The organism is Methylobacterium komagatae, assembly GCF_042661665.1.
In the GTDB taxonomy this organism is placed as follows: Bacteria; Pseudomonadota; Alphaproteobacteria; order Rhizobiales; family Beijerinckiaceae; genus Methylobacterium; species Methylobacterium komagatae.
In genome coordinates this window covers 4,400,001-4,425,594 of the sequence record NZ_JBHSWN010000001.1, presented here as the reverse complement: position 1 = coordinate 4,425,594, position 25,594 = coordinate 4,400,001, and the positions used below count along the sequence as shown (strand labels likewise).

Genomic DNA, 25,594 nt, shown 5'->3' with positions numbered 1-25,594 from the left:
GTTGTGCAGTGTGGTCCGCCGGACACAGCCCCGGGCGACCCCGGACGCCGCCTCAGACGTCGGCGGCGAAGGCGGCGAGACCGAGGCTCGCGCCGAGATCGACGAGGGTGCCCTGGCGGGTGCCGGCGGCGGCCTCGACGATGGCGTAGTTGGCGCGGTCCGAGAACAGCGCGGACAGGACGCCGACATTCATGCGATGGCCGCCGCAATAGGAGCGGTACGCCCCCTGGATCGGCAGCCCGGCGAGGGCGAGGTCGCCCACCGCGTCGAGGATCTTGTGGCGAACGAACTCGTCGGGGAACCGCAGCCCCTCGGGGTTCACGACACCGTTTTCGCCGACGGCGACGGTGTTCTCCAGGGAGGCGCCGAGCGCGAAGCCCGCCTTCCAGTACTTCTCCACGTCCTTCATCATGCCGAAGGTGCGGGCATCCGCGACCTCACGACGATAGGTCGCCGGCGACAGGTCCATAGCCTTGCGCGAGCGGCCGATCACCGGGTTGTCGAAATCGATCTCGACATCGAGGCGGAAGCCCCGGTCGATCGGACGGAGTTCGGCGAAGGCGCGGCCGACCTCGATACGGACCGGACGGAGAACCTTGAGCCAGCGCCTGGGGGCGCCACAGGACGCGAGACCGACGCGGTCGATCGCCTCCACGAAGAGCTTGGCCGAACCGTCGAGGATGGGAAGCTCGGGCCCGTCGATCTCGATCAGGGCATTGTCGACGCCCAGACCGAACAGGGCGGACATCAGGTGCTCGATGGTGGCAACGGCCCCGGTCTCGACGTCACCGATGACGGTGCAGAGTTCGGTGGCGGAAACGAGGGCGTGATGAGCCTTGATGAGGCGGTCGTTGCCGAGGGGGGTACCGGTTCGGAGGAAGGCGATGCCGTGGTTGGCGGGAGCGGGACGAATCGTGATCGCGGCGGGGTTTCCGGAGTGGACGCCTACACCTGTGAGGGTGGCCGCCGCCTTAAGGGTGGTCTGATTGTTCGTTCGCATTCCTGAGCCCTCGGCCGCAATCCGGCGTCGCCAACCCGGTGGCGGGTGATGGCGTGCGCTCGATCCGTCCGCTGCTTGATGCCCCTATACCGCTGACAGGTTGTATCCCCGCGGTACGTTCGTTCTTACCGGATTAGCTATAGCCGCGCTCCGCAACCCAGCCAAATCACGGATTCTTACCGCTTGTTACAAGCCTGGCCGGATCGGAATCGGCATAAATCGCAAGCCGTGCAAGGGTTTAAAAAATGGTTAACACGCGGCGGATCCGCGGTCGTTCTGTGGCACGCATGCATCATACACACAGGCCATAGAGCTGACGAAACGACCTCACGCCGTGCACTCCGGGAGGAGCACACAACGTGAGGTTGAATCGACCCGGCCGTGAGACCGGGACGGTATCTGATGGTCGGCTTGCCGTCAGTTGGCTTGGCGGCGGAGGAAGGCCGGGATCTCGAGCTGATCGTCGTCCATCATCCGCGGCTGCTGCGGCATGGCGCGGCCCTGACCGTCGAGGTTGCCCTGGGCCGGGCGGTATTGCGGAGCCGGGGGCACCGGGGCGCGAGGCGCCTGGGGCATCGGCGGCTGGTAGGCGGCCGGAGCCTGATACGGCGCCGGAGCCTGCGGAGCCGTGGGCATCGCGGCGTTGCGCGGGGCCGGGGCGGCCTCGTCGTCACGCCGTCCACCGAAGCCGACGGTGGCGAGACGGCGCAGCAGCGAGGTCCGCTTGGATTCCGGAGCGGCCTCCTCGGCGGCCCGATTCGCCATCGAGCTGGGTCTGGGCGATCGGGGGAAGCTCGTGGATCTGCGGCATGCGCGGGGCGCGGGCCACGGCGGGAGCCGCGACGGGAGCCTCGGCACGCGGCGGCACGAACGGACCGCTATGGATCTGCGGGGCGGCCTCGATGCGCGGCGCGGCCGGGGCCGGCACGAACGGGGTCGCGGCGCGCGGCGGGACCGGGGCGAGAAGCACGTCGTCGCGGGTCGTGACCGGGGCCGGCTCGGGACGCAGCTCGTGGCGCGGCTCCATGACCGGCGCGGCCGGGACGGCGGCGACCGGGGCGGCAGGAGCGTGGACCGGAGCCGGAGCGGGCGCCTGAGTGAAGCTCGATTCCGTGCGGATGCTCGGGACCGGCGAAGACGCACGGGCACGGGCCTCGGCGCGCAGGCGCTCGGCCACCTCGGCGATGCGCTGCTCGGTCTCGGCGACGGCCGGGTTGTTCGGCGAGTTCGCGGAGATCAGGGCCGGCTCGATGCCGGTGGCGACCACCGACACGCGGATGATGCCGTCCAGGCTCTCGTCGAAGGTGGCGCCGAGGATGATGTTGGCGTCCTGATCGACCTCTTCGCGGATGCGGGTGGCGGCCTCGTCGAGTTCGTAGAGGGTGAGGTCCGAGCCGCCGGTGATCGAGATCAGCAGGCCGCGGGCGCCCTTCATCGACACGTCGTCGAGGAGCGGGTTGGCGATGGCTGCCTCGGCGGCACGGTTGGCGCGCTTCTCGCCAGAGGCCTCGCCGGTGCCCATCATCGCCTTGCCCATGCCGCGCATGATCGCGCGCACGTCGGCGAAGTCGAGGTTGATGAGGCCTTCCTTGACCATCAGGTCGGTGATGCAGGCGACGCCGGAATAGAGCACCTGGTCGGCCATCGCGAAGGCGTCGGCGAAGGTGGTCTTCTCGTTGGCGACGCGGAACAGGTTCTGGTTCGGGATGACGATCAGGGTATCGACCGCCGCCTGAAGCTCCTGGATGCCGGCTTCGGCCGTGCGCATCCGGCGGACACCCTCGAACTGGAACGGCTTCGTCACGACGCCGACGGTGAGGATGCCCATGTCGCGGGCCGCGCGGGCGATGACCGGAGCGGCGCCGGTGCCGGTGCCGCCGCCCATGCCGGCGGTGATGAAGCACATGTGGGCGCCCGAGGACGATCGCGGATCTCATCGATCACCTCGTCGGCGGCGGCCGAGCCGACCTCCGGGTGTGAACCGGCGCCGAGGCCCTGTGTGGCGTTCAGGCCCATCTGGATGACCCGCTCGGCCTTCGAGGAGGTGAGCGCCTGGGCATCGGTGTTGGCCACCACGAACTCGCAGCCGAGCAGGCCCGCCTCGATCATGTTGTTGACCGCGTTGCCGCCGGCGCCGCCGACGCCGAACACGGTGATGCGGGGCTTGAGTTCCCGGATGTCCGGCGCCTGGAGGGAGATGGCCATGGTGTCGAGCCTCTGCTGAACTTCGGTGTGTCGCGTGGCGCCTTGCGGCGCCGGTTATTTCGTCTGAGCCCCCGCCCCTCGCGGGGCGCGGAACCCTAGAAGCTGTCCCTGATCCAGCGGACGACCCGCGGCAGGTACCGGTCCGTGCCGGTCGCGGCGAAGACGCCGTGGCCGCGCGGTTCGAAGTATTCGGCGTGGGCGACCTGCGGGTAGACGAGCAGGCCGACCGACGCCGAGAAGGCCGGACCCTTGGCCGCCTCGGGCAGGCCCCGGATCCCGAGGGGGCGACCGATACGCACCTGCCCCTGCATCACCCGCCGGGCTACCTCCGGCAGGCCGACGAGCTGGCTCGCCCCGCCCGTCAGCACCACGCGGCGCCCGGCCTGGGCGGCGAAGCCCGCGTTGCGGAGCCGGTCGCGGACCAGGCTCCACCACTTCTTCGACGCGCGGCTTGATGATCCGCACGAGTTGCGAGCGCGGGATATGCGCCGGGGCGTCGCCCTCCTCCTCGCCGACTCCATGAACCGCGATCATGTCGCGCTCGTCGGAGGGAGACGAGATCGCCGAGCCGTAGAGGGTCTTCAGCCGCTCGGCCGCCGCGACGCGGGTGGAAAGGCCCCGTGCGATGTCCATGGTCACGTGGTGCCCGCCCACGGCGACCGCGTCGCAATGAACCAGATGGCCGCCCGAGAACACGCCGACGCTCGTCGTGCCGCCACCCATGTCGACGACGCAGACGCCCATCTCGGCCTCGTCGTCCACCAGAGCCGAGAGGCCGGCGGCGTAGGGGGTGGCGATCACCGCCTCGACGCCCAGATGGCAATGCTCGATCGCCAGCATGACGTTGCGCGCAGCGGCGAGTTCGGTGGTGACGACGTGCAGGTCGACGCCGAGCGCCTCGCCGATCATCCCCGAGGGGTCGATCACCGCACCCTGTCCGTCTAGGGCGTAGCCGGTGGGCAGGGCGTGCAGCACGGCCCGGCCGGGGCTGACGCCATGGGCGCTCGCCGTCTCCAGCACGCGCTCCACGTCCGAGCCCGTGACGCTGCCGGAGCGGACATTCACCCGCGCCTGGAAATGCTGCGAGGCGAGGCGCCCGCCGGACATGTTCACGATGACCGACTGAACCTCGACCTTGGCCATCCGCTCGGCGGCATGTACCGCCTGACGGATCGAGTTCTCGGCCGCTTCGAGATCGACGATCGCCCCGCCCTTGAGGCCGACCGACCGCTGGTGACCGATGCCGATGATCCGCGCGAGGTGCGTGCGCCCCTTGAGCGTCGAGAGCGCCTCGGCGGGCTGAAGCTCCGCGATCAGACAGACCACCTTGCTCGTACCGATGTCGAGGACCGAGAGGATCGTCGAACGGCGGGCCGAGAGCGGCTTCAGACGCGGCGTGAGGCCGTGTTGGCTGTGCATGAAACGCTACCGGACGCGAAAGGCGGGACGGACGGAAAGTCGGAGGGCGTCACGGGGCGTCATGTCGGCGCCCCCGGCTTCTTCTTGTTCTGCTGCTGTGTCTCGGCGCGGGCGGCAGCGGCCTCCTCGGTCAGGCGCACCACCACCCGGTCGGCCATGCGCAGGTCGACGGCGATGATGTCCTTCTCCAGGACGCGCTCGTTGCGCTCCAGTCTCACCAGCCGGGCCAGTGCCCCGGCCGGATCGTCCTCCGGAAGGCGCACGTCGATGCCGTCGAGCTTGAGGGTCCAGCGTCGGCCGGACACGTAGGTGCCCGCCTTGATCCGCTCCGCGAGGGGACCGGCGGCAGCCACCAGGGCCAGATATTCCGGCAGCTTGGCGTTGGCGTTCTCGCCGACCACCAGGGGCAGGGTCGCGTAGCGGTCGTCGCGCATGGCGTCGATCACCGTGCCGTCGGCGGCGATCACGTTGATCACGCCGTCCTTCTGCCAAAGGGCGGCGGGCTCGCGCTCGATCTGCGTGATCGCAATGTCGTTGGGGTAAATCTTGCGTACCGAGGCCTGGGCGATCAGCGGCACCCGCATGAGCCGTTCGCGCGCCTCGTTCACGTCGAGGAAGGGCACGGAGGAGCGCCAATCGATCCCGGCGGCGGCCAGAACCTCGCGCTCGTACATCCGGGAAATGCCGGTGATCGTGACCCGCTTCACGCCGAACCCGGCGATCCGCGCGGCGACATCCAGGGGGCGCCCCTGCTCCGCGACGAAGGCGTCGTAGCGCCCACTGGCAACGAAACCCGCCACCGACAGGGCCGCGCAGGAGACCGAGACGATGACGAGACCCGTCCCGCGCGGCAGGCGGTCGGCCATCGACTGGCCGCCGCGGACCCGCCGCACCGAGAGGGCGCGAGAGGGGAAACGCGAGGCGAATCGCAGGAGCGGGTTGCCAGCGAGCCGCGCGGATACCCCCGCGGCCCGGGCGGGACCCGGGTTCAGCGATTCAGGGAAGCGTCCTCCACCATCCATCGGACGAGCTCACCGAAACTCAGGCCCGCATGGGCCGCCATATCCGGCACAAGGCTCGTCTGGGTCATGCCGGGTTGCGTGTTGACCTCGAGAACGACGAGCGCCCCGGTTCCACCCGGCGTGTCGTCGTAGCGAAGGTCGGCACGGCTGACGCCCCGACAGCCCAGCGCGCGATGCGCCGTTAACGCCAACTCTTGGACCCGGTGGTAAACATTTGGTTTAAGTTCTGCCGGGAGGACATGGATGGACCCCCCGGTGCGTACTTGGCGTCGTAATCGTACCACTCGGTGGCGGCCTTCACCTCGATGACGCCGAGTGGCTTGTCGCCCATCACGCCGCAGGTCAGTTCGCGGCCCGCAATGTAAGGTTCTGCAAGGACTTGCTCGCCGAACCGCCATTCGTCGGAGGCGAGGATCTGGGGCGGATGCGAGCGCCCGTCGCGCACGATGATCACACCCATCGACGAACCTTCCGCGATGGGCTTCACCACGTAAGGCGGCGGCAGGACGTGGCGGCTGGCGGCCTCCATTCGGTTAACGACACGACCGCCAGGCACGTCGACGCCCGCCGCCCGCATCACGATCTTGGCGCGCTCCTTATCCATGGCCAGCGCCGAGGCCAGCACGCCGGAATGGGTGTAGGGAATCTTCAGGATTTCGAGCAGGCCCTGGATCGTACCATCCTCGCCGTCCGGCCCGTGCAGGGCGTTGAACGCCGCGTCCGGCCGGAGCGCGCTGAGCACGGAGGCGACATCGGCCCCGACATCGATGCGCGTGACCTTGAATCCCTCGCCCTCAAGGGCATCGGCGCAGGCCTTGCCGGAATTCAGCGAGACCTCTCGCTCGGAGGAGGTTCCGCCCATCAGGACGGCGACGTGACGGGTCATGGGGCGGGCTCCGGTCGTCTTCGTTCGAATCGGTCTCAGGATGCGGACGGCAGGGGGATGCCGATCCGCTTGATCTCCCAGCGCAACTCCACGCCGCTGGTTTCGCGGACCCGGCGACGGACCTCCTCGCCCAGCCCTTCGATATCGGCCGCCGTGGCGCCGCCGCGGTTGATGAGGAAGTTGCAATGCATCTCGCTGACCTGCGCGCCGCCGCGGGTCAGGCCCCGGCATCCGGCGGCGTCGACGAGTTGCCACGCCTTGCCACCTTCGGGGTTGGCGAAGGTCGAGCCGCCGGTCCGCTCGCGGATCGGCTGGGCGGCCTCCCGCGCGGCGGTGACCCGCTCCATCTCCGCCTCGATCGCCTTGCGATCTCCCGGACGGCCCCGGAACACGGCCTGCGTGAAGATGACGTCCTCCGGCGCGGAGGAGTGGCGGTACGCGAAGCCCATCTCTGCATGATCGAACACACGCAAGGCGCCGCGCCGGTCGATGCCCCTCGCCTCCACGAACACGTCCGTGGTTTCGCCGCCATGGGCGCCCGCATTCATGCGCAGTGCCCCGCCGACCGAGCCGGGAATGCCACGGAAGAAGGCGAGCCCGTCGAGGGACTCTTCGGCAGCAGCCTTGGCGAGGCGCATGTCCGGCACCGCCGTGCCCGCGCGGATCGTCTCGCCATCCACGACGATGGCCCCGAACGCCTTGCCGCCGAGCCGCACGGTCACGCCGGGAATCCCGCCGTCGCGCACGATCAGGTTCGAGCCGAGTCCGATCACCGTCACTGGTACGGAGGGATCGAGCACCGCGAGCAGGGCGGCGAGATCGTCCTCGTCGGCGGGGGTGAACAACACCTCCGCCGGGCCGCCGACGCGGAACCATGTCAGGTCGGCCAAGCTCGCGCCCGCCACCAGCCGCCCCCGAAGACCGGGGGCAGCGGCGCGGATCGTATCGTGAAGGTCGTTTGATCTCATGATGGGAATCGGTTCATGTAGCCTGACGGAAACGGGGCCGTGTCAGGGGAATGTCGCGTGAGGTCGTCTACACCCGTACAGCCGCGAGGGCGTTGCGACGCATGCCCGAAGAAACGGAACGGTTGATCCGGGACAAGCTTCGCCTCTATGCGGCCGATCCCGCTGCGCTTTCCAACAACGTCAAAGCGTTGAGGGGAGAAGGGCAGCGCTACCGTCTGCGTGTGGGCGATTGGCGTGCGGTCTTCACCATCGAGGCGGATCGGATCATCATCCACGATGTCGGTCCCCGCGGGTCGATCTACGGTTAGGAGCGCCATCGTGACCATCGTGACCATCGTGCGAACCGTGACGCCCGCTGGCGAAGCAATCGTCATCCTGCCCGAAGCCGAATTCGACCGGCTGCGAGACCTCGCTGAGGAGGCTGCCGACGCGCGGATCGCCGAGGTGTCCGAGGAACGGCTCCGAGTCGGCGAAGAGGAGCTTCTGTCCGAGGCAGACCTCGATGCCCTTCGCAGGGCCCCGACTCCCCTCGCCTTCTGGCGAGCCCGGCGAGGGCTGTCCCTCGAAGCCCTTTCGCGCGAAAGCGGCGTACCCACCGATATCCTTCAGGCACTGGAGAGCGGCGTGCATCCTGCCGAGGCGCGCTTTTGCGAAGCACTCGCGCGCATCCTCGGCGTGGAAGCCGAGGACATAGCCCCTTAGGTGCCTATCCACCCTCACCCCCGCGCCGCCAGTTCACCCGGCAGCGCGTAGGCCCATTGCGTGATCGTGCCCGCGCCGAGACACACGACGTAGTCGCCGGGCTTGGCGAGGTCGGCGACGATGCCAGCCAGATCCTCCGGCTTGTCGAGGGCGCGAGCGTCGCGGTGGCCGCGCGAGCGCAGGCCGGCGACGAGGCCATCCCGGTCGGCGCCCTCGATCGGCGTTTCGCCCGCCGCGTAGACCGGGGCCACGATCACCGTGTCCGCGTCGTTGAAGCAGGTGCAGAAATCGTCGAACAGCGAATGCAGGCGGCTGTAGCGGTGGGGCTGCACCACCGCGATCACCCCGTGCTCCGTCGAGGCGCGGGCGGCCTTGAGCACCGCCTTGATCTCCACCGGATGGTGCCCGTAATCGTCGAAGATCGTTGCGCCATTCCACTCGCCCGTGCGGGTGAAGCGCCGCTTCACGCCGCCGAACCCGGCGAGCGCGTTGCGGAGCGCCTCTGCCGGCACGCCGAGTTCGTGGGCGACGGCGAGCGCGGCGGTGGCATTCAGGGCATTGTGCTTGCCCGGCATGGGCAGCACCAGATCCTCCAGCTCCATCCGGTAGCCGGGGCGCCGGTCGCGGATCATCACCCGGAACTTGCTCTGGCCGCCGCGGAGATCGACGTCGATCAGGCGCACATCGGCCTGCGGGTTCTCACCGTAGGTGATGATCCGCCGGTCCTCGATATGGCCGACGAGATCCTGCACCACGGGATGGTCGATGCACATCACCGCGAAGCCGTAGAACGGGATGTTGTCGATGAAGCGCCGGAACGCGTCCTTCACCGCATCGAACGAGCCGAAATGGTCGAGATGCTCGGGGTCGATGTTCGTGACGATGGCGACATCGGCCGGCAATTTCAGGAAGGTGCCGTCGGATTCGTCGGCCTCCACCACCATCCACTCGCCCTCGCCCATGCGGGCGTTGGTGCCGTAGGCGTTGATGATGCCGCCGTTGATGACGGTCGGGTCCATGTTGCCCGCATCGAGGAGCGTCGCGACCAGCGAGGTCGTCGTCGTCTTGCCGTGAGTGCCCGCCACCGCGACGCAGGACTTGAACCGCATCAGCTCGGCCAGCATCTCCGCACGGCGCACCACCGGCAGGCGGCGCTCGCGGGCGGCCTGAAGCTCGGGATTGTCCCGGCGGATCGCCGTCGAGACCACCACCAGGGCGGCATCCTCGACATTGGCGGCCTCATGGCCGACGAAGGTGCGGATGCCCTTGTCGGCGAGACGACGGACATTGGCGTTGTCCGAGGCATCGGAGCCCTGCACCGTATAGCCGAGGTTGCGCATCACCTCGGCGATGCCGGACATGCCGATGCCGCCGATGCCGATGAAGTGGATGGGTCCGAGTTGTTCGGGCAGCTTCATGGGGTTCAGACCTGTGCGGGACCGGCCGCTGATAAGCGGCGATCAGGGATGGGCCGCCGTCTCGATGACGACTTCGGCCAGCCGCTCGGCGGCGTCGTGTATGCCTGCGCTTCTCGCCGCATCGGCGGCGCGGGTCAATTTTGCCGGGTTCTCGATCATCTCCACGAGGTCCGCAGCGAGGCGATCCGGGGTGAAGGCGGTCTGTTTCAGGACCAGAGCCGCGCCGATCGCCTCCAGGGTGGCGGCGTTGGCCGCTTGGTCCTGATCGAGCGATCCCGGCAGGGGCACCAGCACAGACGGGCGGCCGATCGCCGCGAGTTCCGAAACGGTCGAGGCGCCGGAGCGCGAGACGACGAGGTGGCTCGCCGCCATCCGCGCGGGTAGGTCCTTGAAGAACGGCGCCGCCTCCAGCCCGGCGAGGCCCATGGCGAGGTACTGGTTCTGCACGGCCGTCAGGTCCTCGGCCCGCACCTGTTGCGTCACATGGATCCGCGCCCGCAGGTCGGCGGGCAAGCGCTCCAGCGCCGGCGGGACGACCTCACCCATGACCCGCGCTCCCTGGCTGCCGCCGAACACGAGGATCCGGAGCACGGCCCCTTCCGCGAAGGCGGGATAGGGGACGCGCGTCGCCTCGATCACCGCCGGACGCAGGGGGTTGCCGGTGTGGACGCGCCGTGCGGTCGCCTTGTCGGGAATGCCCCGGACCTCACGGAAACCGGTGGCGATGGTGCGCGCGCCCCGGGCCAGGAAGGTATTGGCCCGGCCCATCACGGCGTTCTGCTCGTGGAGCAGGGTCGGCACGCGCAGGAGTTGCGCCGCTAGGACCGGCGGCACGGTGGGATAGCCTCCGAAGCCGACCACAGCCGCCGGGTTGATCCGCCGGATCGCCTTGGCCGCATCGCCGAAGCCACGGCCGAGGGTAACCACCGCCGTGGCCCGCTTGATCACACTGCGGCCGGACGGCGTCGCGGAGCGGATGGTGACGACTTCCGCGGCCGGGAAGCCCGTAGCGATGGAATCGACCCGCGCGTCCGTGGCGAGGGCGACGCGCACGCCCCTCGCCCGGAGGGCATGGGCGAGACTCTCGGCCGGGAAGAGATGGCCGCCGGTCCCGCCCGCGCAGAGCAGGATAGTGGGCGTCAGGACGGTCACTGGATTACCCCGGCGACGTTGGACGGCGCGGTCCCCGGGGAATTCTGGCTGAGCAGCACCGTACGCGGCCGCTTACGGGTGAGGGCCACGAGGAAGCCGGTGCCGAGCGCCAGCGAGAACATCGACGAGCCGCCAAAGGAGACGAAGGGGAGAGTCATGCCCTTGGCCGGCATGAGCGGGTGTTCACCGCCATGTTGATGCACGCCTGAAGGCCGAACAGGGTCGTCAGCCCCGTGATCGCCAGCCGCGAGAACGTGTCGTCGGTGCGCCGGGCGAGCTTGAGGCCGCGCAGCACGATGTAGGCGAACAGGGCCACGAGGCACAGGCAGACGATGACGCCGAACTCCTCGCCGATCACCGAGAACAGGAAGTCGGTATGCGCGTCCGGCAGGTGGCGCTTGGCGACGCCCTCCCCCGGGCCGGTGCCGAACCAGCTGCCGGAGCGGAACGATTCGCGTGACCAGAACTCCTGGAAGCCGCCGCCGGAACCGTCGTCGCCCCGGTCGAGGAACTTGTTGAAGCGCTCGCGCACGTGGTGGAAGAACGTGTAGGCGGCGAAGACGCCCGCGAGACCGAAGACACCGAGCGCGCCGACCCAGATCAGGTGCAGGCCTGCCACGAAGAGCAGGGCCGACCAGGTCATGGTGATGAGCATGGTCTGGCCGAAATCCGGCTGAAGCAGCAGCGGAACGATGGTCACCGGCAGGATCAACAGCCCGAGGATGCCCCCCGGCATGTCGCGGCGCTGGGCGCCCTCGGAGAAGGCCCAGGCGGCCACCACCACGAAGGCCGGCTTCACGAACTCGGAGGGTTGAAGGCCGAAGGAGCCGATCTGGATCCAGCGATGGGCGCCCTTGATCTCCGGCCCGATCTTCACGGCGAGAAGGCAGAAGACCACGCCCGTCAGCCACGTGAACAGGGCGAGGCGACGGATGCCGCGCAGGCTCAGGAACGAGACTGCGCAGATGATGACCACCGTCGGCGCGAGATACATCGCCTGCCGGTTGAGGAAGTGGAAGGTCGGCAAGCCGATTCGCTCGGCCACCGGCGGGCCGCCGCCCATCAGGAAGACCAGCCCGGCCACCATCAGCGCGACGAGCGCCGCGAGGAGGCCGCGATCGACCGTCCACCACCAATCCGTGAGCGGGGTGCGTTCGGCGCGAGACATCATGGGCGTGCGAGTGCCTCCCGGCGCCGTCCTGCGGCGCGAGCCGGGAGAGTGTCCCCGAATGGTAAATGCTTCCCTACGGCGGAGGCCTCAGCCGGCGATCCGATGACCGTAACTCGGTCTTAACGTAAGGCATTCAATTTGTAGTTGTAAGACCTAAGAGACCGGCCGACCATGCTTTTCGCTCACCGGACCCATGACGCAGCCAAGCTCGCTGCTGTCGACCGCGTTCAGGCGATCATCGAGTTCGATCTCACCGGGCGCATCCTAGCAGCGAACGCCAATTTTCTCGCCGTGGTCGGTTACAACCAGGACGAGATTGTCGGACAGCACCACGCGATGTTCGTCCCACCGGACTACGCCGCTTCGCCGGAATACCGGGCCTTCTGGGACCGGCTTCGCTCCGGGGAGTTCCAGGCGGCACAGTACCGCCGGATCGCCAAGGGTGGACGGGAGGTGTGGATCCAGGCCTCCTACAACCCGGTTTTCGACCGGCAGGGCCGTCCGGTGAAGGTGATCAAGTTCGCCACCGATATCACCGACCAGATCCTCCGTCAGACCGACGACGCGGCCAAGCTCGCGGCCCTCGACCGCGTCCAGGCGATCATCGAGTTCGATCTGACCGGACACATCCTATCCGCGAACGCCAACTTTTTGGCCGTGGTCGGATACGAGCGCGAAGAGATCGTCGGTCGGCATCACGCGATGTTCGTCCCGGCCGGGTATGCCGAGACCCCGGAATACCAAGCCTTCTGGGATCGTCTGCGCTCCGGTGAATTTCAGGCTGCCCAATATCGGCGGATCGCCAAGGGTGGCCGTGAGGTCTGGATCCAGGCTTCCTACAACCCGATCTTCGACCCGAGCGGGCGACCGGTGAGGGTCGTCAAGTTCGCCACCGACATCACGACTCAGATGCGCCTCCTCGAGGATCTGCGCTGCCTGATCGACCGGAACTTCGCGGAGATCGACGCGGCCGTGTCCCATGCGGGCAGCGCTTCGCATTCGGCCGGGGCGGCGGCGGGCATGGCGTCGATGAGCGTGCAGACCATGGCGGCGGCCTCCGAGGAACTGGCGGCGGCGGTCGGCGAGATCTCGCAGAGCATGGTCCGCTCGCGGGAGGCGACCGACGCGGCCGTGGGTCAGGTCGAGGCGGTCGAGGGGCATACGCGCCGCCTCACCGACGCGACCGACGCGATGGGCGGCATCGTTTCCCTGATCCAGACCGTCGCCGGTCAGATCAATCTGCTCGCCCTCAACGCGACCATCGAGGCGGCCCGGGCGGGCGATGCGGGACGCGGCTTCGCGGTGGTGGCGAGCGAGGTCAAGGCGCTGGCGAGCCAAGCCGCCCGCGCGACCGACCAGATCAACGCAGAGATCGCCAACGTCCAGGGCGTGTCGCAGGAGGTCGTCTCGGCCCTCGATTCGATCCGCTCCTCGGTCGGAATCATGCGCGAGCACGTCATGACCACGGCGGGCGCGGTGGAGGAGCAGGATGCGGTGACCCGCGACCTGTCCCGCAACATGCATGAGGCCGCTCAATCGGTCGCGGGCATCACGGACGATATCGGCGCGATCGGCGCCGCCGTCTCGCAGGTCAATCAGGCGGTCGGCACCACGCGGCAGGCGGCGCAGGTGCTGGCGCGCTGAACCCGTTCTTACGGGAGCGCCTGCACGAGCCCCGGAACCGGTCGCCGCGCACTTCGAAGTTGCGGAACTGGTCGTAGGACGCACAGGCCGGGGAGAGCAGCACCACCGGCTCCGGGGCACCGGAGGCGGCGGCGTTCTGCGCGGCCTTCTCCACGGCAACGTCGAGGGTGCCGCAGCGGGTATAGGGCACGGCGCCTTCGAGCGTCGCCGCGAAGGCATCCGAGGCGGCGCCGATCAAGTAGGCATGCGCCACCCGCTCGAAATACGGGACCAGGGGGAAGATGCCCCCATCCTTGGCCTTGCCGCCGAGGATCCAGTGGATGTCCCGGAAGGCGGTGAGCGCCTTCTCGGTGGAATCGGCGTTGGTCGCCTTGGAATCGTTGACGAACAGGACCCGGTCCCGGCGGCCGACCTCTTCCATCCGGTGAGGCAGGCCGGGGAATGAGGCCAGACCGGCGCGGATCTCGTCCGCGCTCAAGCCCAGGGCCTGGGCGACGGCCACGGCGACGGCGGCGTTCTGCCAATTATGGGCGCCGCGAAGGGAGCCGATGCCGTTCACGTCGGCGAGGTCTGCCCCAGCGGCATCGCGAATGATTCCAGCCTCGGCGCGAAGACCCTCGCCCTGCGTGGGACCGGCCCCGACATGCACCCGCACCAGCCGCTCGGCGCGACGGTCGGCGATGGCGCGGCTTGGCGCATCGTCGATGCCGACCACCGCGAGGTCCGCACCCCGGATCAGCCGCTCTTTGATGCCTGCATATTGCTCCATCGTGCCGTGGCGGTCGAGATGGTCGGGCGTCACGTTCATCAGCACGCCCACGCTCGGGTCGAGGGAGGGCGTCAGGTCGATCTGGAACGAGGACATCTCGATCACGTGGACGCGGGCGGCGTCCGGCGGCTCCAGCGACAGGATCGCGGTGCCGATATTGCCGCCCATCTGAACGTCACGCCCGGCCTGACGCAGGACATAGGCGATGAGCGCCGTGGTGGTCGACTTGCCGTTGGTGCCGGTGATGGCGACGAAGGGCGCGCCTGGCGCGACGGCCCGGCGTTCGCGGCAGAACAATTCGATGTCGCCGACGATCTCGACGCCCGCCCCTTGCGCCTGCCGCACGCTCCAATGGGGCTCGGGATGGGTCAGCGGCACGCCCGGCGCGAGCACGAGGGCCGCGAAGCCGGACCAATCCTGCTCGCGCAGGTCTGCGGTGGGGATCCCCTCCCCCTGCGCCTTGGCCACCCCCTCTGCGCCGTCGTCCCAGGCGACCACCTCGGCCCCGCCGGCGATCAGCGCCCTGGCCGTGGCTAGCCCCGATCCGCCGAGGCCGAACAGGGCCACTCTTTGGCCCGCGAAAGTGGTGACGGGGGTCATGCGAAACTCAAACTAGAGACGGCAGCCTGATTACGCCGCTTTTCGAACGACTTATACCACGCCTGGGCGGAAATGCCCTCAGCGAAGCTTGAGGGTGGCGAGACCCGCCATCGCCAGGATCACGGCGATGATCCAGAAGCGGATCACGACCTGCGGTTCCTTCCAGCCCTTCTGCTCGAAATGGTGGTGGATCGGCGCCATGCGGAAGACGCGCTTGCCCGTGAGCTTGAACGAGGCGACCTGGATGATGACCGACATCATCTCCAGCACGAACAGGCCGCCGACGATCGCCAGCACGATCTCGTGCTTGGCCGCGACGGCGATGGTGCCGAGCAGGCCACCGAGCGCCAGCGAGCCGGTATCGCCCATGAAGATCTGGGCGGGGGGCGCGTTGAACCATAGGAAGCCGAGGCCCGCCCCGACCACCGCGCCGCAGACCACGGCGAGTTCGCCGGTGTCGCGGACGTAGTTCACCTGCAGGTAGCTCGCGGTGAAGGAGTTGCCGACGAGATAGGCGATGACGCCGAAAGTGGCGCAGGCGATCATCACCGGCACGATGGCGAGGCCGTCGAGCCCGTCCGTCATGTTCACGGCGTTACCCGAGCCGACGATCACGAAGGCGCCGAATAGCGGATAGAGCAGGCCGAGATTGAGGAGCACGTCCTTCAGGACAGGGAAGGCGAGCTGGTTCTGCAGCGAGAGCGGCGAATAGGCCGAGATCGTCACGCAGGCGGCGAGCGCGATCAGCCCTTCGAGGCCGAGGCGGAACTTGCCCGAGAAGCCCTTGTGCGACTGCTTCGTCACCTTGAGGTAGTCGTCGTAGAAGCCGATCGCCCCGAAGCCGAGGGTCACCGCGAGGGTGATCCAGACATAGTGGTTGCGCGGGTTCGCCCAGAGCAGCACCGCCACCACGAAGCCCGCCAGGATCATCAGCCCGCCCATGGTCGGCGTGCCGCGCTTGGTCAGCAGATGGGTCTGCGGGCCGTCCTCGCGGATCGGCTGGCCCTTGCCCTGGCGCAGGCGCAGCAGGGAGATGATCCACGGCCCGAACCAGAATACGAACAGGCCCGCCGTGAACATCGCGCCGCCGGTGCGGAAGGTGATGTAGCGGAAGACGTTGAGCGGCGTGAATGTGCTGCTCAGTTCCGAGAGAAGGTAAAGCATCCGGGCGCTCGGCCCCTCTGTTCAGGCAGGGTGGCGGCGGAACCGCTCAGGGAATGGCGACGATGGACTCGCGGCGCGTGTGCGCTGCGGCGTAACGGCCTTTGAGCGCCTCGACAATCCGGCCCATGCGGCTGCCGTTGGAGCCCTTCACCATCACGGCGTCGCCGGGCCGGAGGATCCGCGTCAGGGGCTCGACGAGGTCCGCCGACGTCTCGGCCACCGCCCCGCGGCGACTGACGGGCAGGGCCTCGTAGAGGTTGCGGGTGAGCGGCCCAGCCGCGAAGACGAGGTCGATCCGTGCCGCCTCGACCGCCTCGGCGAGACCGCGATGCAGGTCGGGGCTGGTCGGTCCAAGTTCCAACATGTCACCGAGCACGGCGATGCGGCGCCCACGCGGTCCGGTCTCGATGCCGGCGAGCGTCGCCAGGGCGGCGCGGACCGAGGCCGGGTTGGCGTTGTAGCTCTCATCGACCAGCCACGCGGTGCCGCCGGGCAAGTCCAGGGCAGTGCGCTCGCCCCGGCCCACGGGGGGCGAGAGGGCGGCGAGCGAGAGGGCGGCGGCGGCGAGGTCCGCGCCCAGTGAATGGATCACCGCCATCACCCCCAGCGAATTGAGGGCGCTGTGCCGCCCGGCCGTGCCGAGCTTGTAGGTGACGGGCTCGCCCATCACGACCGCATCGACCACGGAGAGGTCTGGGCGGAGCACGATTCTCTTGGCGCGGACATCGGCCTCGGGATGCTCGCCGAAGCTCACGATCCGCCCGGCGCCGGAGGCCATGGCATGGGCGGCGAGGCGGGCGTAATGCGGGTTGTCGCGATTGATCACCGCTACCCCGCCGGCTTCGAGCCCGGCAAAGATCTCGCCCTTGGCGTCGGCGATGGCCGAGACCGACGCGAAATGCTCGATGTGGACCGGCTCGACCGTGACGACGAGGGCCACCTGCGGCCGGACCATGCGCGTCAGCGGCAGGATCTCGTAGGGGTGGTTCATGCCGATCTCGAACACGCCGTAGCGCGTGTCCTGCGGCATCCGGGACAGCGTCAGCGGCACGCCCCAGTGGTTGTTGTAGCTGGCCGCCGAGGCGTGCGTCGCGCCCTGTCCCGACAGGACGTGGCGAAGGGCCTCTTTGGTGCCGGTTTTGCCGACCGAACCGGTGACGGCGACGATCTGCGCGTCGCTCCGGGCGCGGGCCGCGCGGCCGATCCGCTCCATCGCGGTGAGAACCGGGTCGGCCCCCTCCCCCGGCACGGCCAGGACGGGGCCCGCCGCCGAGAGGGCGTCCGCCTTCTCCTCGTTCACCACGGCCGCAGCGGCGCCCTTGTGTAGCGCCTGCGCGACGAAATCGTGCCCATCGCGGGCCTCGCCGCGGATCGCGAAGAACAGGTCGCCGTCACCTAAGGTGCGGGTGTCGATGGAGGCGCCCGAGACTGGACGGCGCGCGCCGGTCCAGCGTCCGCCCGTGGCCGCTTCGAGGGCGTCCGGGGTCCAGAGTGCGGTCAAGGTCAGCCCCCAGCAAGCTCGGCGATCGCCGTGCGAAGGACCTCATGGTCCGAGAACGGGAGCACCCGATCTCCCACGATCTGGCCGGTTTCGTGACCCTTGCCGGCCACGACCAGAACGTCGCCCTCGCCCAGGCCGCCGACGGCCCGGCGGATCGCCTCCTCGCGGTCGCCGATCTCCACGGCGCCCGGTACCGCATCGAGGATCGCCTGGCGGATGGAGGCGGGCTCCTCCGTGCGCGGATTGTCGTCGGTGACGATCACGTGGTCCGCCAAACGGGCCGCGATGGCACCCATCAGCGGGCGCTTGCCCCGGTCGCGGTCGCCGCCGCAGCCGAAGACGACGATGAGACGGCCCGTCGCGAAGGGGCGAAGGGCGGTCAGCACCTGCTCCAACGCCTCGGGCTTGTGGGCGTAATCGACGAGACAGAGGCCGCCGCGCGCGAGGCCGATCCGCTCCATGCGGCCGGGGACGCCGGTGAGATGGTCGAGGGCGGCGAACACGCCGTCCGGGTCGGCGGCACCGGCTGGCGCCGCCAGGGCGAGGCCCGCCGCGACCAGGGCGTTCTCCACCTGGAACCCGCCGACGAGGGGCAGGCGCAGCTCGTGGGTAGAGCCCCCGGCTTCGACGGTCAGCGCCTGCGCGAAGCCCTCCGTGCGGGCGGAGACGAGGCGGAGGTCGCGCCCGGCCCGGCCCGTCGTGATAATCGTCCGCCCCGCACCCGTGGCGGCGGCGATCACCCGGTCGGAGAAGGCGCCGTCCGCGTTGACGACGGCCGGGCAGCCCTCGGGCAGCAGATCCGTGAACAGCCGGAGCTTGGCCGCGAGGTATTCCTCGATGCTCGCGTGATAATCGAGGTGATCGCGGCCGAGATTGGTGAAGCCCGCCGCGCTCAGGCGCACGCCGTCGAGGCGCCGCTGCTCGATCCCGTGGGACGAAGCTTCCATGGCGAGTTCGGTGATGCCCTCATCGGCGAGGCGGGCCAGGGTCTCGTGCAGAGTGACGGGATCCGGCGTCGTGAGCGAGCCGTAATGGGCGCCCCGGTTGGTGACGATGCCGACCGTTCCGAGGCTCGCGGAGTCACGGCCCATCGCCGAGAAGATCTGGCGGACGAAATCGGCCACCGAGCTTTTGCCCGCGGTGCCGGTGACGGCGAGCACCGTCTCCGGCTGGCGGCCTGAAAGGCGCGCGGCGGCGAGCGCCAGGGCGCGCCGGGCATCGGGAACGGCGATCCAGGCCGTCGTTCCGGGAAGGTCGGCGGGCCGCTCACCCTCGCCCGCCACGGCGACGGCACCGGCCTGCGCCGCCTTCGCCGCGAAGAGACGCCCATCCGCCTTCGTGCCGGGCACGGCGACGAAGACGCCGCCTGCGCTTACGCGGCGGCTGTCGGCGGTGAGGCCGGAAACGGGCGCATCGGCAGCCAGGCCGGTGGCCTCCGGGAAGAGGTCGCCGAGCCGGGTCACGGGCCGCCCAGGCTGGTTCACGTGGTAGGCGTTGAGCCGCACCATCTGCGGGAAGGGCTTGACCGGCGCCTCGAATTGCGGCGGCAGGCCGAGGATCGGGGCGACGCGCTCGATCACCTTGCCGGTGACGACGCCGGAGTTCCACGCGGCGGTGGCGTAGCCGCCGGATTCCGGCAGGCCCTGCGGCTCGTCCATGATGGTGACGAACAGGTATTTCGGGTCGTTCATCGGCGCCGCCGCCATGAAGGTCGTGAACAGCCGGTTCTTGTTGTAGCGCCCGCCGATCACCTTCTCGGCCGTGCCGGTCTTACCGCCCACGTAGTAGAGCGGGACCGAGGCCTTCTTGGCCGAACCCTCGAAGGCGTTCAGCCGCATGATGTAGCGCATCGCCTCGGAGGTCTGGGCCGAGAGCACGTGGGTCGAGCGATCCTTGATCGAGGCGGCGTCGGTCTTCAGGAAGGTCGGCGTGATGAGGTCGCCGCCGTTGACGATGGCGGCCACCGCCATGGCCGCTTGAAGCGGCGCCACCGCGATGCCGTGGCCGAAGGCGATGGTGATGGTGTTGATCTCGCTCCAGCGAGACGGGACGATCGGCGCCGCGCTCTCGGGCAGTTCCGTCCGCAGGCGGTCGGTCAGGCCCATCTTCTTCAGGAAGGCCTTGTGGCCGGGCACGCCGACGCCGAGCGCCATCTTGGCCGAGCCGATGTTGGACGAGTGCGTGAACACCTCCGGCATGGTGATGACGCGGTTGGTGCCGTGATACTCGTGGATCTTCTGGCGGCCCCAGTTGAGCACGCCGCCCCGGGTATCGAACGTCGAGTTGACGTTGTACTTGCCCGAGTCGAGAGCCATGGCCAGCGTCATCGCCTTGAAGGTCGAGCCCATCTCGTAGACGCCGACATTCATCCGGTTGATCCGATCCGGCGCCAGGGCATCCTTCGGGTCGTTAGGGTCGAAGTCGGGCATGGAGACCAGGGCGATGACCTCGCCGGTCTTCACGTCGAGGATCATCGAGGCGCCCGCCTTCGCCTTGAAGTGCTCGATGCCCTTGGCAAGCTCGTCGCGCACGGCGAATTGCGCGCGCAGGTCGAGGGAGAGCTGGATCGGCTTGAGATCCGCCTGCTTGTTGACGAGGCCGAAGCTGTTGAGCGCCTGAAGGCCGGTGGAGTCGATGTACTTCTCCATGCCCGCGATGCCGACGCCGTCGAGGTTCGTCGCGCCCAGGATGTGGGCGGCGGCCGTGCCGTTCGGGTAGACGCGCTTGTGGTCGGGCAGGAAGCCGATGCCGGGAATGCCGAGGCGGTGCACCTCGGCCTGCTGCTTCGGGGTCAGTTCGCGCTTCACCCACACGAAGCCCGCGCCCTTGCGGTCCTTGCGGGAGGCGAGCTTGGCGCGCAGTTCCGAGGCGTTGAGCGAGGGCAGGACGGCGGTGAGGAGTTCGACCGCCTCGTCCTTGTCGTAGATGTTGCCGGGCTCGGCGAAGACCGAGACCGTGCGGATGTCAGTGGCCAGGATCTCGCCGTTGCGGTCCACGATATCGGGGCGGAAGGCGGTCGAGGACGAGGCCGCGGCCCGGTGCTCCTGGCTCGGCGGCTCGCCGAAGATCGCCATGGTGAGCAGGCGCACGGAGATCGCCCCGAACACGCCGAGGAAGACCAGCCCGACCAGCGCGACGCGCACATGCGAGCGCTCGATGGCGAGGCGGAACATGTCGGCCAGGAGGCGGCGCATGCGGATCCGGCGCGGATCGCGCGGGGCCATGACCTCCTCGACGGCCTGCATCAGCCGCGCGGCGTCCTGCTCCGGCACGGGCGGGGACGCCTCCGGCGCGGCTGCCGAAACCTGTTCGCCCTCAGTGCCGAAAACCGGCTCCCGGCGCTCCGAATGATCCTGCGCGTCGGACAAGGAATTACCTCGTGGCGGTCGGGGTACGGGTCGTCGTCACGGTGCGGCTGATCGCGCCCGTGGTGCGCGGCTCGGGCGTGCCCTTTTCCTTGGGCGTGGCCGTCGCCGCGAGGAGGCGGCCGATCTCATCGCCGCGCTCCTGCCGGGCGGGAAGGTCCGCGATCCGGCCGAGATGGCTGATGCCGATGGGCTCCAGCGCGAGGTGCTTCTCCACCGCCGCCTGGAGGCGGTCCGGCCGGGTGAGCAGCTGCCACTCCGCGCGCAGCACCGCGATGGCCTGCCGCTCCTTGTGCAGGGCGGTCTGGACCTTGGACACCTGACCCATCTGGTACAGCGTGTCGTACTTGATCGAGTAGGCGTAGATCGCCGAGGCGACGAGCCCGGCAATCGCCAGCAGGTTGAGCAGGCGGATCATCGGCGCGCGCCTCCGCGGCGTTGGTCGGGCAGGCTCGCCAGGGTTTCGATGGCGCTGAGCGGCGGCGGGACGGGTGCGTCGGTGCGCGCCACGGCGCGCAGCTTCGCGGAGCGCGCGCGCGGGTTGCGCGCCAGTTCCGCTTCGCCCGGCAGGACGGGCCCCTTGGTCACCGGCTGCAGGCTGCGCGGCTCCGGGGCGCCTTGCGACGGCAGATGCCGCGAGCCGTGCGACGAGCGCCCGCTCCGCGCCGCGAAGAACTGCTTCACGATGCGGTCTTCGAGGGAGTGGAAGGTCACGACGGCGAGGCGTCCGCCCGGCGCCAGCACCCGCTCGGCGGCGTGCAGCGCCCGGACGAGTTCGCCCAGTTCGTCGTTCACCGCGATGCGCAGGCCCTGGAAGGTCCGCGTGGCCGGGTGGATGTGGCTGCCGGGCTCGACCCGGACCACGCCCGCCACGATCTCGGCAAGCTGCGCCGTGGTCTCGATGCGGCCCCGGCGGCGCGCCTCGTGGATCGCACGCGCGACGGCCCGCGACCGGCGCTCCTCGCCGTAATGGTAGATGATGTCGGCGAGTTCGGTCTCGTCCGTCTCGTTGACGATGTCGGCTGCGCTGGGGCCCTCAGCGCCCATGCGCATGTCGAGGGGACCGTCGTGGCGGAAGGAGAAGCCGCGTTCGGGCGTGTCGAGCTGCATCGAGGACACGCCGATATCGAGGACCACGCCGGAGACCGGTCCTTTCCCCGCCTGTTCGGCGAGGGCGTCGAGGTCGCCGAACCGGCCCGGCACCAGGGTCAGACGGCCTTCCGCTTCCGCGACGAGGGGCTGCCCCCCGGCAATCGCGTTGGGATCGCGGTCGATGGCGAGGATCTGCAGGGCCGGATCGGCGGCGAGCAGGGCGCGGGTGTAGCCGCCCGCGCCGAAGGTGCCGTCGATGATCACGCCCTCGCCGGCCGGGCTCAAGGCGTCGATCACCTCGCCGAGCAGAACGGGAATGTGCGGCGCGTCGGACGCCGGAACGGGCGCGCGGCCGGGCCGGGCCTTCATGCCCGTGAACCGGGCTGGCGAACGGACGGCCTGGGCCACCCGACGACGGTCGTGAAAGCGGGGGGAAGTGCGGTCACTCTCATGTCGCCCTGGTCCGGACCGCGCAGGGGCGGCTCGCGTGACGGGAGCGGCGACGGAGGCGCTGGGCGCAGTCACCCGCGAACGGACGACCCCTGCGGGTCCGCAGGTGACGCCCGGCGATCCGATAGTCGCCGCTGACGGGAGGGAGCCGGGTATCATGGGCCTCGGAAGGTCGTCAACGCGCGCCGGACGCGCCCGCCGTCCGTCGATCTAGAACCCGGCAAGGTTAACCGATGGTGTGTTTTTCCCGAGAATCCACCCAGGGCCCCGAAGTGCCTTCTCGGCCCAACCTGCTGAGGATGCGGGGGTTTCGGGAAATATGCGGATCAGCCGGCCTGTAAGCCGGGTTCTGTAGGGCCGGAAGGCCGAGGGCCTTCCGACGTGGCAGCCATTCCTCTGGGACGGTCGTTGCCGACCGCCTCGAGCAACCAACCCGGGCGACTGGCCTGGAGAGCGGGCCTGCCCCCCTCGCGGGGGACGCGCCGCCCCTATTCGGTTTTGCTCCCGGTGGGGTTTGCCGTGCCGTCCGCGTTGCCGCGTCCGCGGTGCGCTCTTACCGCACCCTTTCACCCTGACCCCGGACGGATCCGGGGCGGTCTGCTCTCTGTGGCACTGTCCCTGGGGTCGCCCCCGCCGGACGTTATCCGGCACCGTCTCTCCATGGAGCCCGGACTTTCCTCCCCGGGCGAACCCGGAGCGGCCGCCCGGCCGACTGATCCGCGGGCGACATGGGCCCTTGCCGCCCCGGCGGTCAAGAGCCAGGCCGCCTCACCACGTGCCGGTATTCTCCATGGACGCCCACGGCTCCTGCGGCGGCTTGGCCTCGCCCTTCTGCAGGATCTCGATGGAGATGCCGTCGGGGGACTTCACGAAGGCCATGTAACCGTCTCGCGGTGGGCGGTTGATCGTGATCCCCGCCTTCTGGAGCTTTTCGCAGAGGGCGTAAATGTCATCGACCCGGTAGGCGAGATGCCCGAAGTTCCGGCCGCCCATATAGGTCTCGGGGTCCCAGTTGTAGGTCAGCTCCACAAGGGGAGACTTGCTCTCCTGAGCACGGGCGACATCCCCCGGCGCCGCCAGGAAGACCAGCGTGAAGCGGCCCTTCTCGTTCTCGACGCGGCGGACCTCCTGCAATCCGAACGCATCGACGTAGAAGGCCAGCGCGCGGTCGAGGTCGGCGACGCGCACCATCGTGTGCAGATATTCCATCGCGAGGCTATCCTATTGCTAGCTTGAGAGGATTTGTGCTTCCCGGCACGATGCTGACCCGCCCGCCTCGGCGGGGGCCATCGCTTCGGATAAGACGGCGACCCTCACGTTAGCTAGCGCCCGTCCCGAGGGAAGGTAGACTCATTCCCCCTGCACCGGTGCAAGCGAACCATGCGCCGACAGCTATGGCCGTCGCCCGATCCGGCGCTTGGCTCATGCTCACCGCCCGTTATAGCGAAGCCTCGGATCCGAAGCCGGTCACCGTTGGCCACACAGCTTGGGAACAGCCTTGACCGTCATCTGGGTAGCCGCCCTCGTCCGGGCGTTGATTTCTGGGACCGTGGTCGTGCTCGCCTCGGTGCTGGCAGAGATCCTCGGACCGGTCTGGGGGGCTCTCATCGTCAGCCTGCCGGTCTCGGCGGGACCGGCTTACGTGTTCATGGCGCTGGAGCACGAGACTGACTTCGTCGCCGGGGCAGCCCTCAACGGATTCGCAGCGAACGCGGCGACGGGCCTGTTCCTCACCGTCTACACTCTGCGGGCGGCGGGCCGTGGTCTCGTCGCGGTCCTCGGTCCAGCGACACTGGCATGGCTGGTCGCGGCTTTGGCCATATCCACCCTGTCGTGGACGCCTCTGACGGCGCTTCTTCTCAACGTGCTCGTCTATGGGGCGGGTATCATCTCGACCCGGATAGCGGTGCGAACCACTCTGGTAAGAAGCCCCCTCGTCGCCAGACCAAGACCGCTCGACCTTCTTGTCCGGGCAGCGGCCGTGGCGCTTTTCGTCACTCTCTTGCTGGCTGTCAGTTCGGCTCTGGGTCCCGCGCGGACCGGAATCATCGCCGCCTTTCCGGTGACCCTCACGAGCACCTTCGTGATTCTGCATCGTCGCCTCGGCGGAGCGGCGATGGCGCGATTGGCCAGCATTGCGATCCGCGGCGTGTTCGGCTTTGGCCTGACATTGCTCACGCTTCACCTCACTGTCCGGTCCTTAGGTGCCGCGTATGCCCTGAGCACAGCCCTGCTTGTCTCGTTGATCTACTCGGCCGGGTTTCTCGCCCTGCAGCCTCGACCCAATGCGAAGGAGACGAGCGTCGTCACTCGGTGAACAACCGTGCCGGAAGCGGACGGCCCCCCCACCTTCCGCCATTCAGGACGCCACCGGGAGCGATTCGGGTACTACCTCGCAGGAGTGCCATTGGATGCGTCCATCCCGAATACACCCGGTCAGATGCTGGCGCTGCACGTCACGCCCGCCAAGGCAGCTGATCGCGCCGCTGTCGCCACGTTGGCTGACGCCGTGCAGGCGGCGACAGCATGGACCTCGCTTCCGTCGGTGAGGCTTGAAGCAACCCCAGGCCAAGCGCGGCCCTCATCTCAGCTTGCCGAGGGACATGCTGCTGCCGCGCAGATGGGTTGTCGAGCCTGCCTCCGCGGAGCCGCCGATTTCGCTGCTTTCCGCACCCGCCTCTAGGGTGCGAGTTGCCCTCCATGAGCGTCAAAGTCCTGTATCATCTTGTCGAAGGCCGATATTTCACGAGGAGCGATCCTCGTCTCGAGCTGGAATGGCCAGCGCGATCTCTCACGGGCCGGCCGAGTTCGTACTGGGGAAGTGGAACCAACGGAATCGTGCACGCTGCACCGCCCACAGCGAGACTCGATCCGCCACCCGGATGAATTCGGAGCCATCATACCGGGCGACTAAGCTGACTTCTTTACCGTCTCTCGGTCCAAGCCTGGAAATTGATCCAAGTTTAAATGCGCTTAGCGAATCGGCATCTGTGAACTCGCGCCAGGTTCCATGGTGCCAATGCTTAAGTGTTGAAACTGCGCCGAAGTACGCACGCCATTCCGTCA

At 68.9% G+C, this 25,594-nt stretch carries 17 protein-coding genes, 1 other RNA gene and 4 pseudogenes; 4 read left to right on the top strand and 18 right to left on the bottom strand.

What is annotated here, in order from left to right:
* Window positions 1-52: 52 nt before the first annotated feature.
* From lpxC to murB, 6 genes and pseudogenes are all read right to left on the bottom strand, one after another.
* Window positions 53-1,000, bottom strand: a complete 948-nt coding sequence (gene lpxC, locus ACFQE0_RS21965; protein ID WP_378973422.1) for a UDP-3-O-acyl-N-acetylglucosamine deacetylase — start codon at window positions 998-1,000, stop codon at window positions 53-55.
* Between the two features lie 417 nt (window positions 1,001-1,417).
* Window positions 1,418-3,205 (bottom strand): annotated as a pseudogene (gene ftsZ / locus ACFQE0_RS21960) (cell division protein FtsZ).
* A gap of 54 nt (window positions 3,206-3,259) precedes the next feature.
* Window positions 3,260-4,624 carry a cell division protein FtsA gene (gene ftsA / locus ACFQE0_RS21955; RefSeq protein WP_378973420.1) on the bottom strand — a complete coding sequence of 455 codons (1,365 nt, stop codon included), beginning with the start codon at window positions 4,622-4,624 and terminating at the stop codon, window positions 3,260-3,262.
* A gap of 59 nt (window positions 4,625-4,683) precedes the next feature.
* Window positions 4,684-5,646 (bottom strand): cell division protein FtsQ/DivIB, encoded by a 963-nt coding sequence (locus tag ACFQE0_RS21950; protein ID WP_378973417.1) that lies wholly within the window; start codon window positions 5,644-5,646, stop codon window positions 4,684-4,686.
* A pseudogene (locus tag ACFQE0_RS21945) lies at window positions 5,613-6,532 on the bottom strand (D-alanine--D-alanine ligase). Before ACFQE0_RS21945 ends, ACFQE0_RS21950 begins: the two are co-directional and overlap by 34 nt.
* A gap of 35 nt (window positions 6,533-6,567) precedes the next feature.
* Window positions 6,568-7,500, bottom strand: coding sequence for a UDP-N-acetylmuramate dehydrogenase (murB, locus tag ACFQE0_RS21940; RefSeq protein WP_378973415.1), 933 nt, complete (start codon window positions 7,498-7,500; stop codon window positions 6,568-6,570).
* 50 nt (window positions 7,501-7,550) lie between these two features.
* Between murB and ACFQE0_RS21935 the strand changes: the two genes are divergently transcribed.
* A complete protein-coding gene (locus ACFQE0_RS21935; RefSeq protein WP_378973412.1) occupies window positions 7,551-7,808 on the top strand; it encodes a type II toxin-antitoxin system RelE family toxin in 258 nt (85 codons plus the stop codon).
* 10 nt (window positions 7,809-7,818) lie between these two features.
* Entirely contained in the window at window positions 7,819-8,202 is a 384-nt protein-coding gene (locus ACFQE0_RS21930) for a helix-turn-helix domain-containing protein (RefSeq protein ID WP_378973410.1), read from the top strand.
* 14 nt (window positions 8,203-8,216) lie between these two features.
* Here ACFQE0_RS21930 and murC read toward each other — a convergent pair whose 3' ends face one another.
* The 3 genes and pseudogenes from murC to ACFQE0_RS21915 all read right to left on the bottom strand — a co-directional run bounded on the left by murC (window position 8,217) and on the right by ACFQE0_RS21915 (window position 11,943).
* Complete coding sequence (gene murC / locus ACFQE0_RS21925) at window positions 8,217-9,620, bottom strand: UDP-N-acetylmuramate--L-alanine ligase (protein WP_378973408.1); 1,404 nt, start codon at window positions 9,618-9,620, stop codon at window positions 8,217-8,219.
* Window positions 9,621-9,662: 42 nt separating this feature from the next.
* Complete coding sequence (gene murG / locus ACFQE0_RS21920) at window positions 9,663-10,772, bottom strand: undecaprenyldiphospho-muramoylpentapeptide beta-N-acetylglucosaminyltransferase (protein WP_378973405.1); 1,110 nt, start codon at window positions 10,770-10,772, stop codon at window positions 9,663-9,665.
* Window positions 10,769-11,943 (bottom strand): annotated as a pseudogene (locus ACFQE0_RS21915) (FtsW/RodA/SpoVE family cell cycle protein). Before ACFQE0_RS21915 ends, murG begins: the two are co-directional and overlap by 4 nt.
* Window positions 11,944-12,114: 171 nt before the next feature.
* Between ACFQE0_RS21915 and ACFQE0_RS21910 the strand changes: the two are divergent.
* On the top strand, window positions 12,115-13,587 hold the full coding sequence (locus tag ACFQE0_RS21910) for a methyl-accepting chemotaxis protein (RefSeq protein WP_378973403.1): 1,473 nt from the start codon (window positions 12,115-12,117) through the stop codon (window positions 13,585-13,587).
* On the opposite strand, the gene murD is transcribed toward ACFQE0_RS21910, so the two are convergent.
* The 9 genes and pseudogenes from murD to ACFQE0_RS21865 all read right to left on the bottom strand — a co-directional run bounded on the left by murD (window position 13,535) and on the right by ACFQE0_RS21865 (window position 23,737).
* Window positions 13,535-14,956 carry a UDP-N-acetylmuramoyl-L-alanine--D-glutamate ligase gene (murD, locus tag ACFQE0_RS21905; protein WP_378973400.1) on the bottom strand — a complete coding sequence of 474 codons (1,422 nt, stop codon included), beginning with the start codon at window positions 14,954-14,956 and terminating at the stop codon, window positions 13,535-13,537. The genes ACFQE0_RS21910 and murD overlap by 53 nt on opposite strands.
* Before the next feature lie 78 nt (window positions 14,957-15,034).
* Window positions 15,035-16,120, bottom strand: a complete 1,086-nt coding sequence (mraY, locus tag ACFQE0_RS21900; protein ID WP_378973398.1) for a phospho-N-acetylmuramoyl-pentapeptide-transferase — start codon at window positions 16,118-16,120, stop codon at window positions 15,035-15,037.
* 46 nt (window positions 16,121-16,166) lie between these two features.
* Entirely contained in the window at window positions 16,167-17,627 is a 1,461-nt protein-coding gene (locus ACFQE0_RS21895) for a UDP-N-acetylmuramoylalanyl-D-glutamyl-2,6-diaminopimelate--D-alanyl-D-alanine ligase (protein ID WP_378975624.1), read from the bottom strand.
* Entirely contained in the window at window positions 17,624-19,129 is a 1,506-nt protein-coding gene (locus ACFQE0_RS21890) for a UDP-N-acetylmuramoyl-L-alanyl-D-glutamate--2,6-diaminopimelate ligase (RefSeq protein ID WP_378975622.1), read from the bottom strand. The genes ACFQE0_RS21895 and ACFQE0_RS21890 overlap by 4 nt, the downstream gene beginning before the upstream one ends.
* Window positions 19,106-20,866, bottom strand: a pseudogene (locus tag ACFQE0_RS21885) (peptidoglycan D,D-transpeptidase FtsI family protein); the annotation flags it as partial. The gene ACFQE0_RS21890 and the pseudogene ACFQE0_RS21885, both read right to left, overlap by 24 nt.
* A 127-nt stretch (window positions 20,867-20,993) precedes the next feature.
* Complete coding sequence (gene ftsL / locus ACFQE0_RS21880; protein WP_378973395.1) at window positions 20,994-21,404, bottom strand: cell division protein FtsL; 411 nt, start codon at window positions 21,402-21,404, stop codon at window positions 20,994-20,996.
* A complete protein-coding gene (gene rsmH / locus ACFQE0_RS21875) occupies window positions 21,401-22,447 on the bottom strand; it encodes a 16S rRNA (cytosine(1402)-N(4))-methyltransferase RsmH (RefSeq protein ID WP_378973393.1) in 1,047 nt (348 codons plus the stop codon). Before rsmH ends, ftsL begins: the two co-directional genes overlap by 4 nt.
* A 403-nt stretch (window positions 22,448-22,850) precedes the next feature.
* Window positions 22,851-23,244: RNase P RNA component class A (gene rnpB / locus ACFQE0_RS21870), an RNA gene on the bottom strand.
* A gap of 52 nt (window positions 23,245-23,296) precedes the next feature.
* Window positions 23,297-23,737: a VOC family protein gene (locus ACFQE0_RS21865; RefSeq protein WP_378973390.1), complete on the bottom strand. Its 441-nt coding sequence runs from the start codon at window positions 23,735-23,737 to the stop codon at window positions 23,297-23,299.
* 289 nt (window positions 23,738-24,026) lie between these two features.
* Between ACFQE0_RS21865 and ACFQE0_RS21860 the strand changes: the two genes are divergently transcribed.
* Complete coding sequence (locus tag ACFQE0_RS21860; RefSeq protein WP_378973388.1) at window positions 24,027-24,845, top strand: hypothetical protein; 819 nt, start codon at window positions 24,027-24,029, stop codon at window positions 24,843-24,845.
* Window positions 24,846-25,594: the final 749 nt, after the last annotated feature.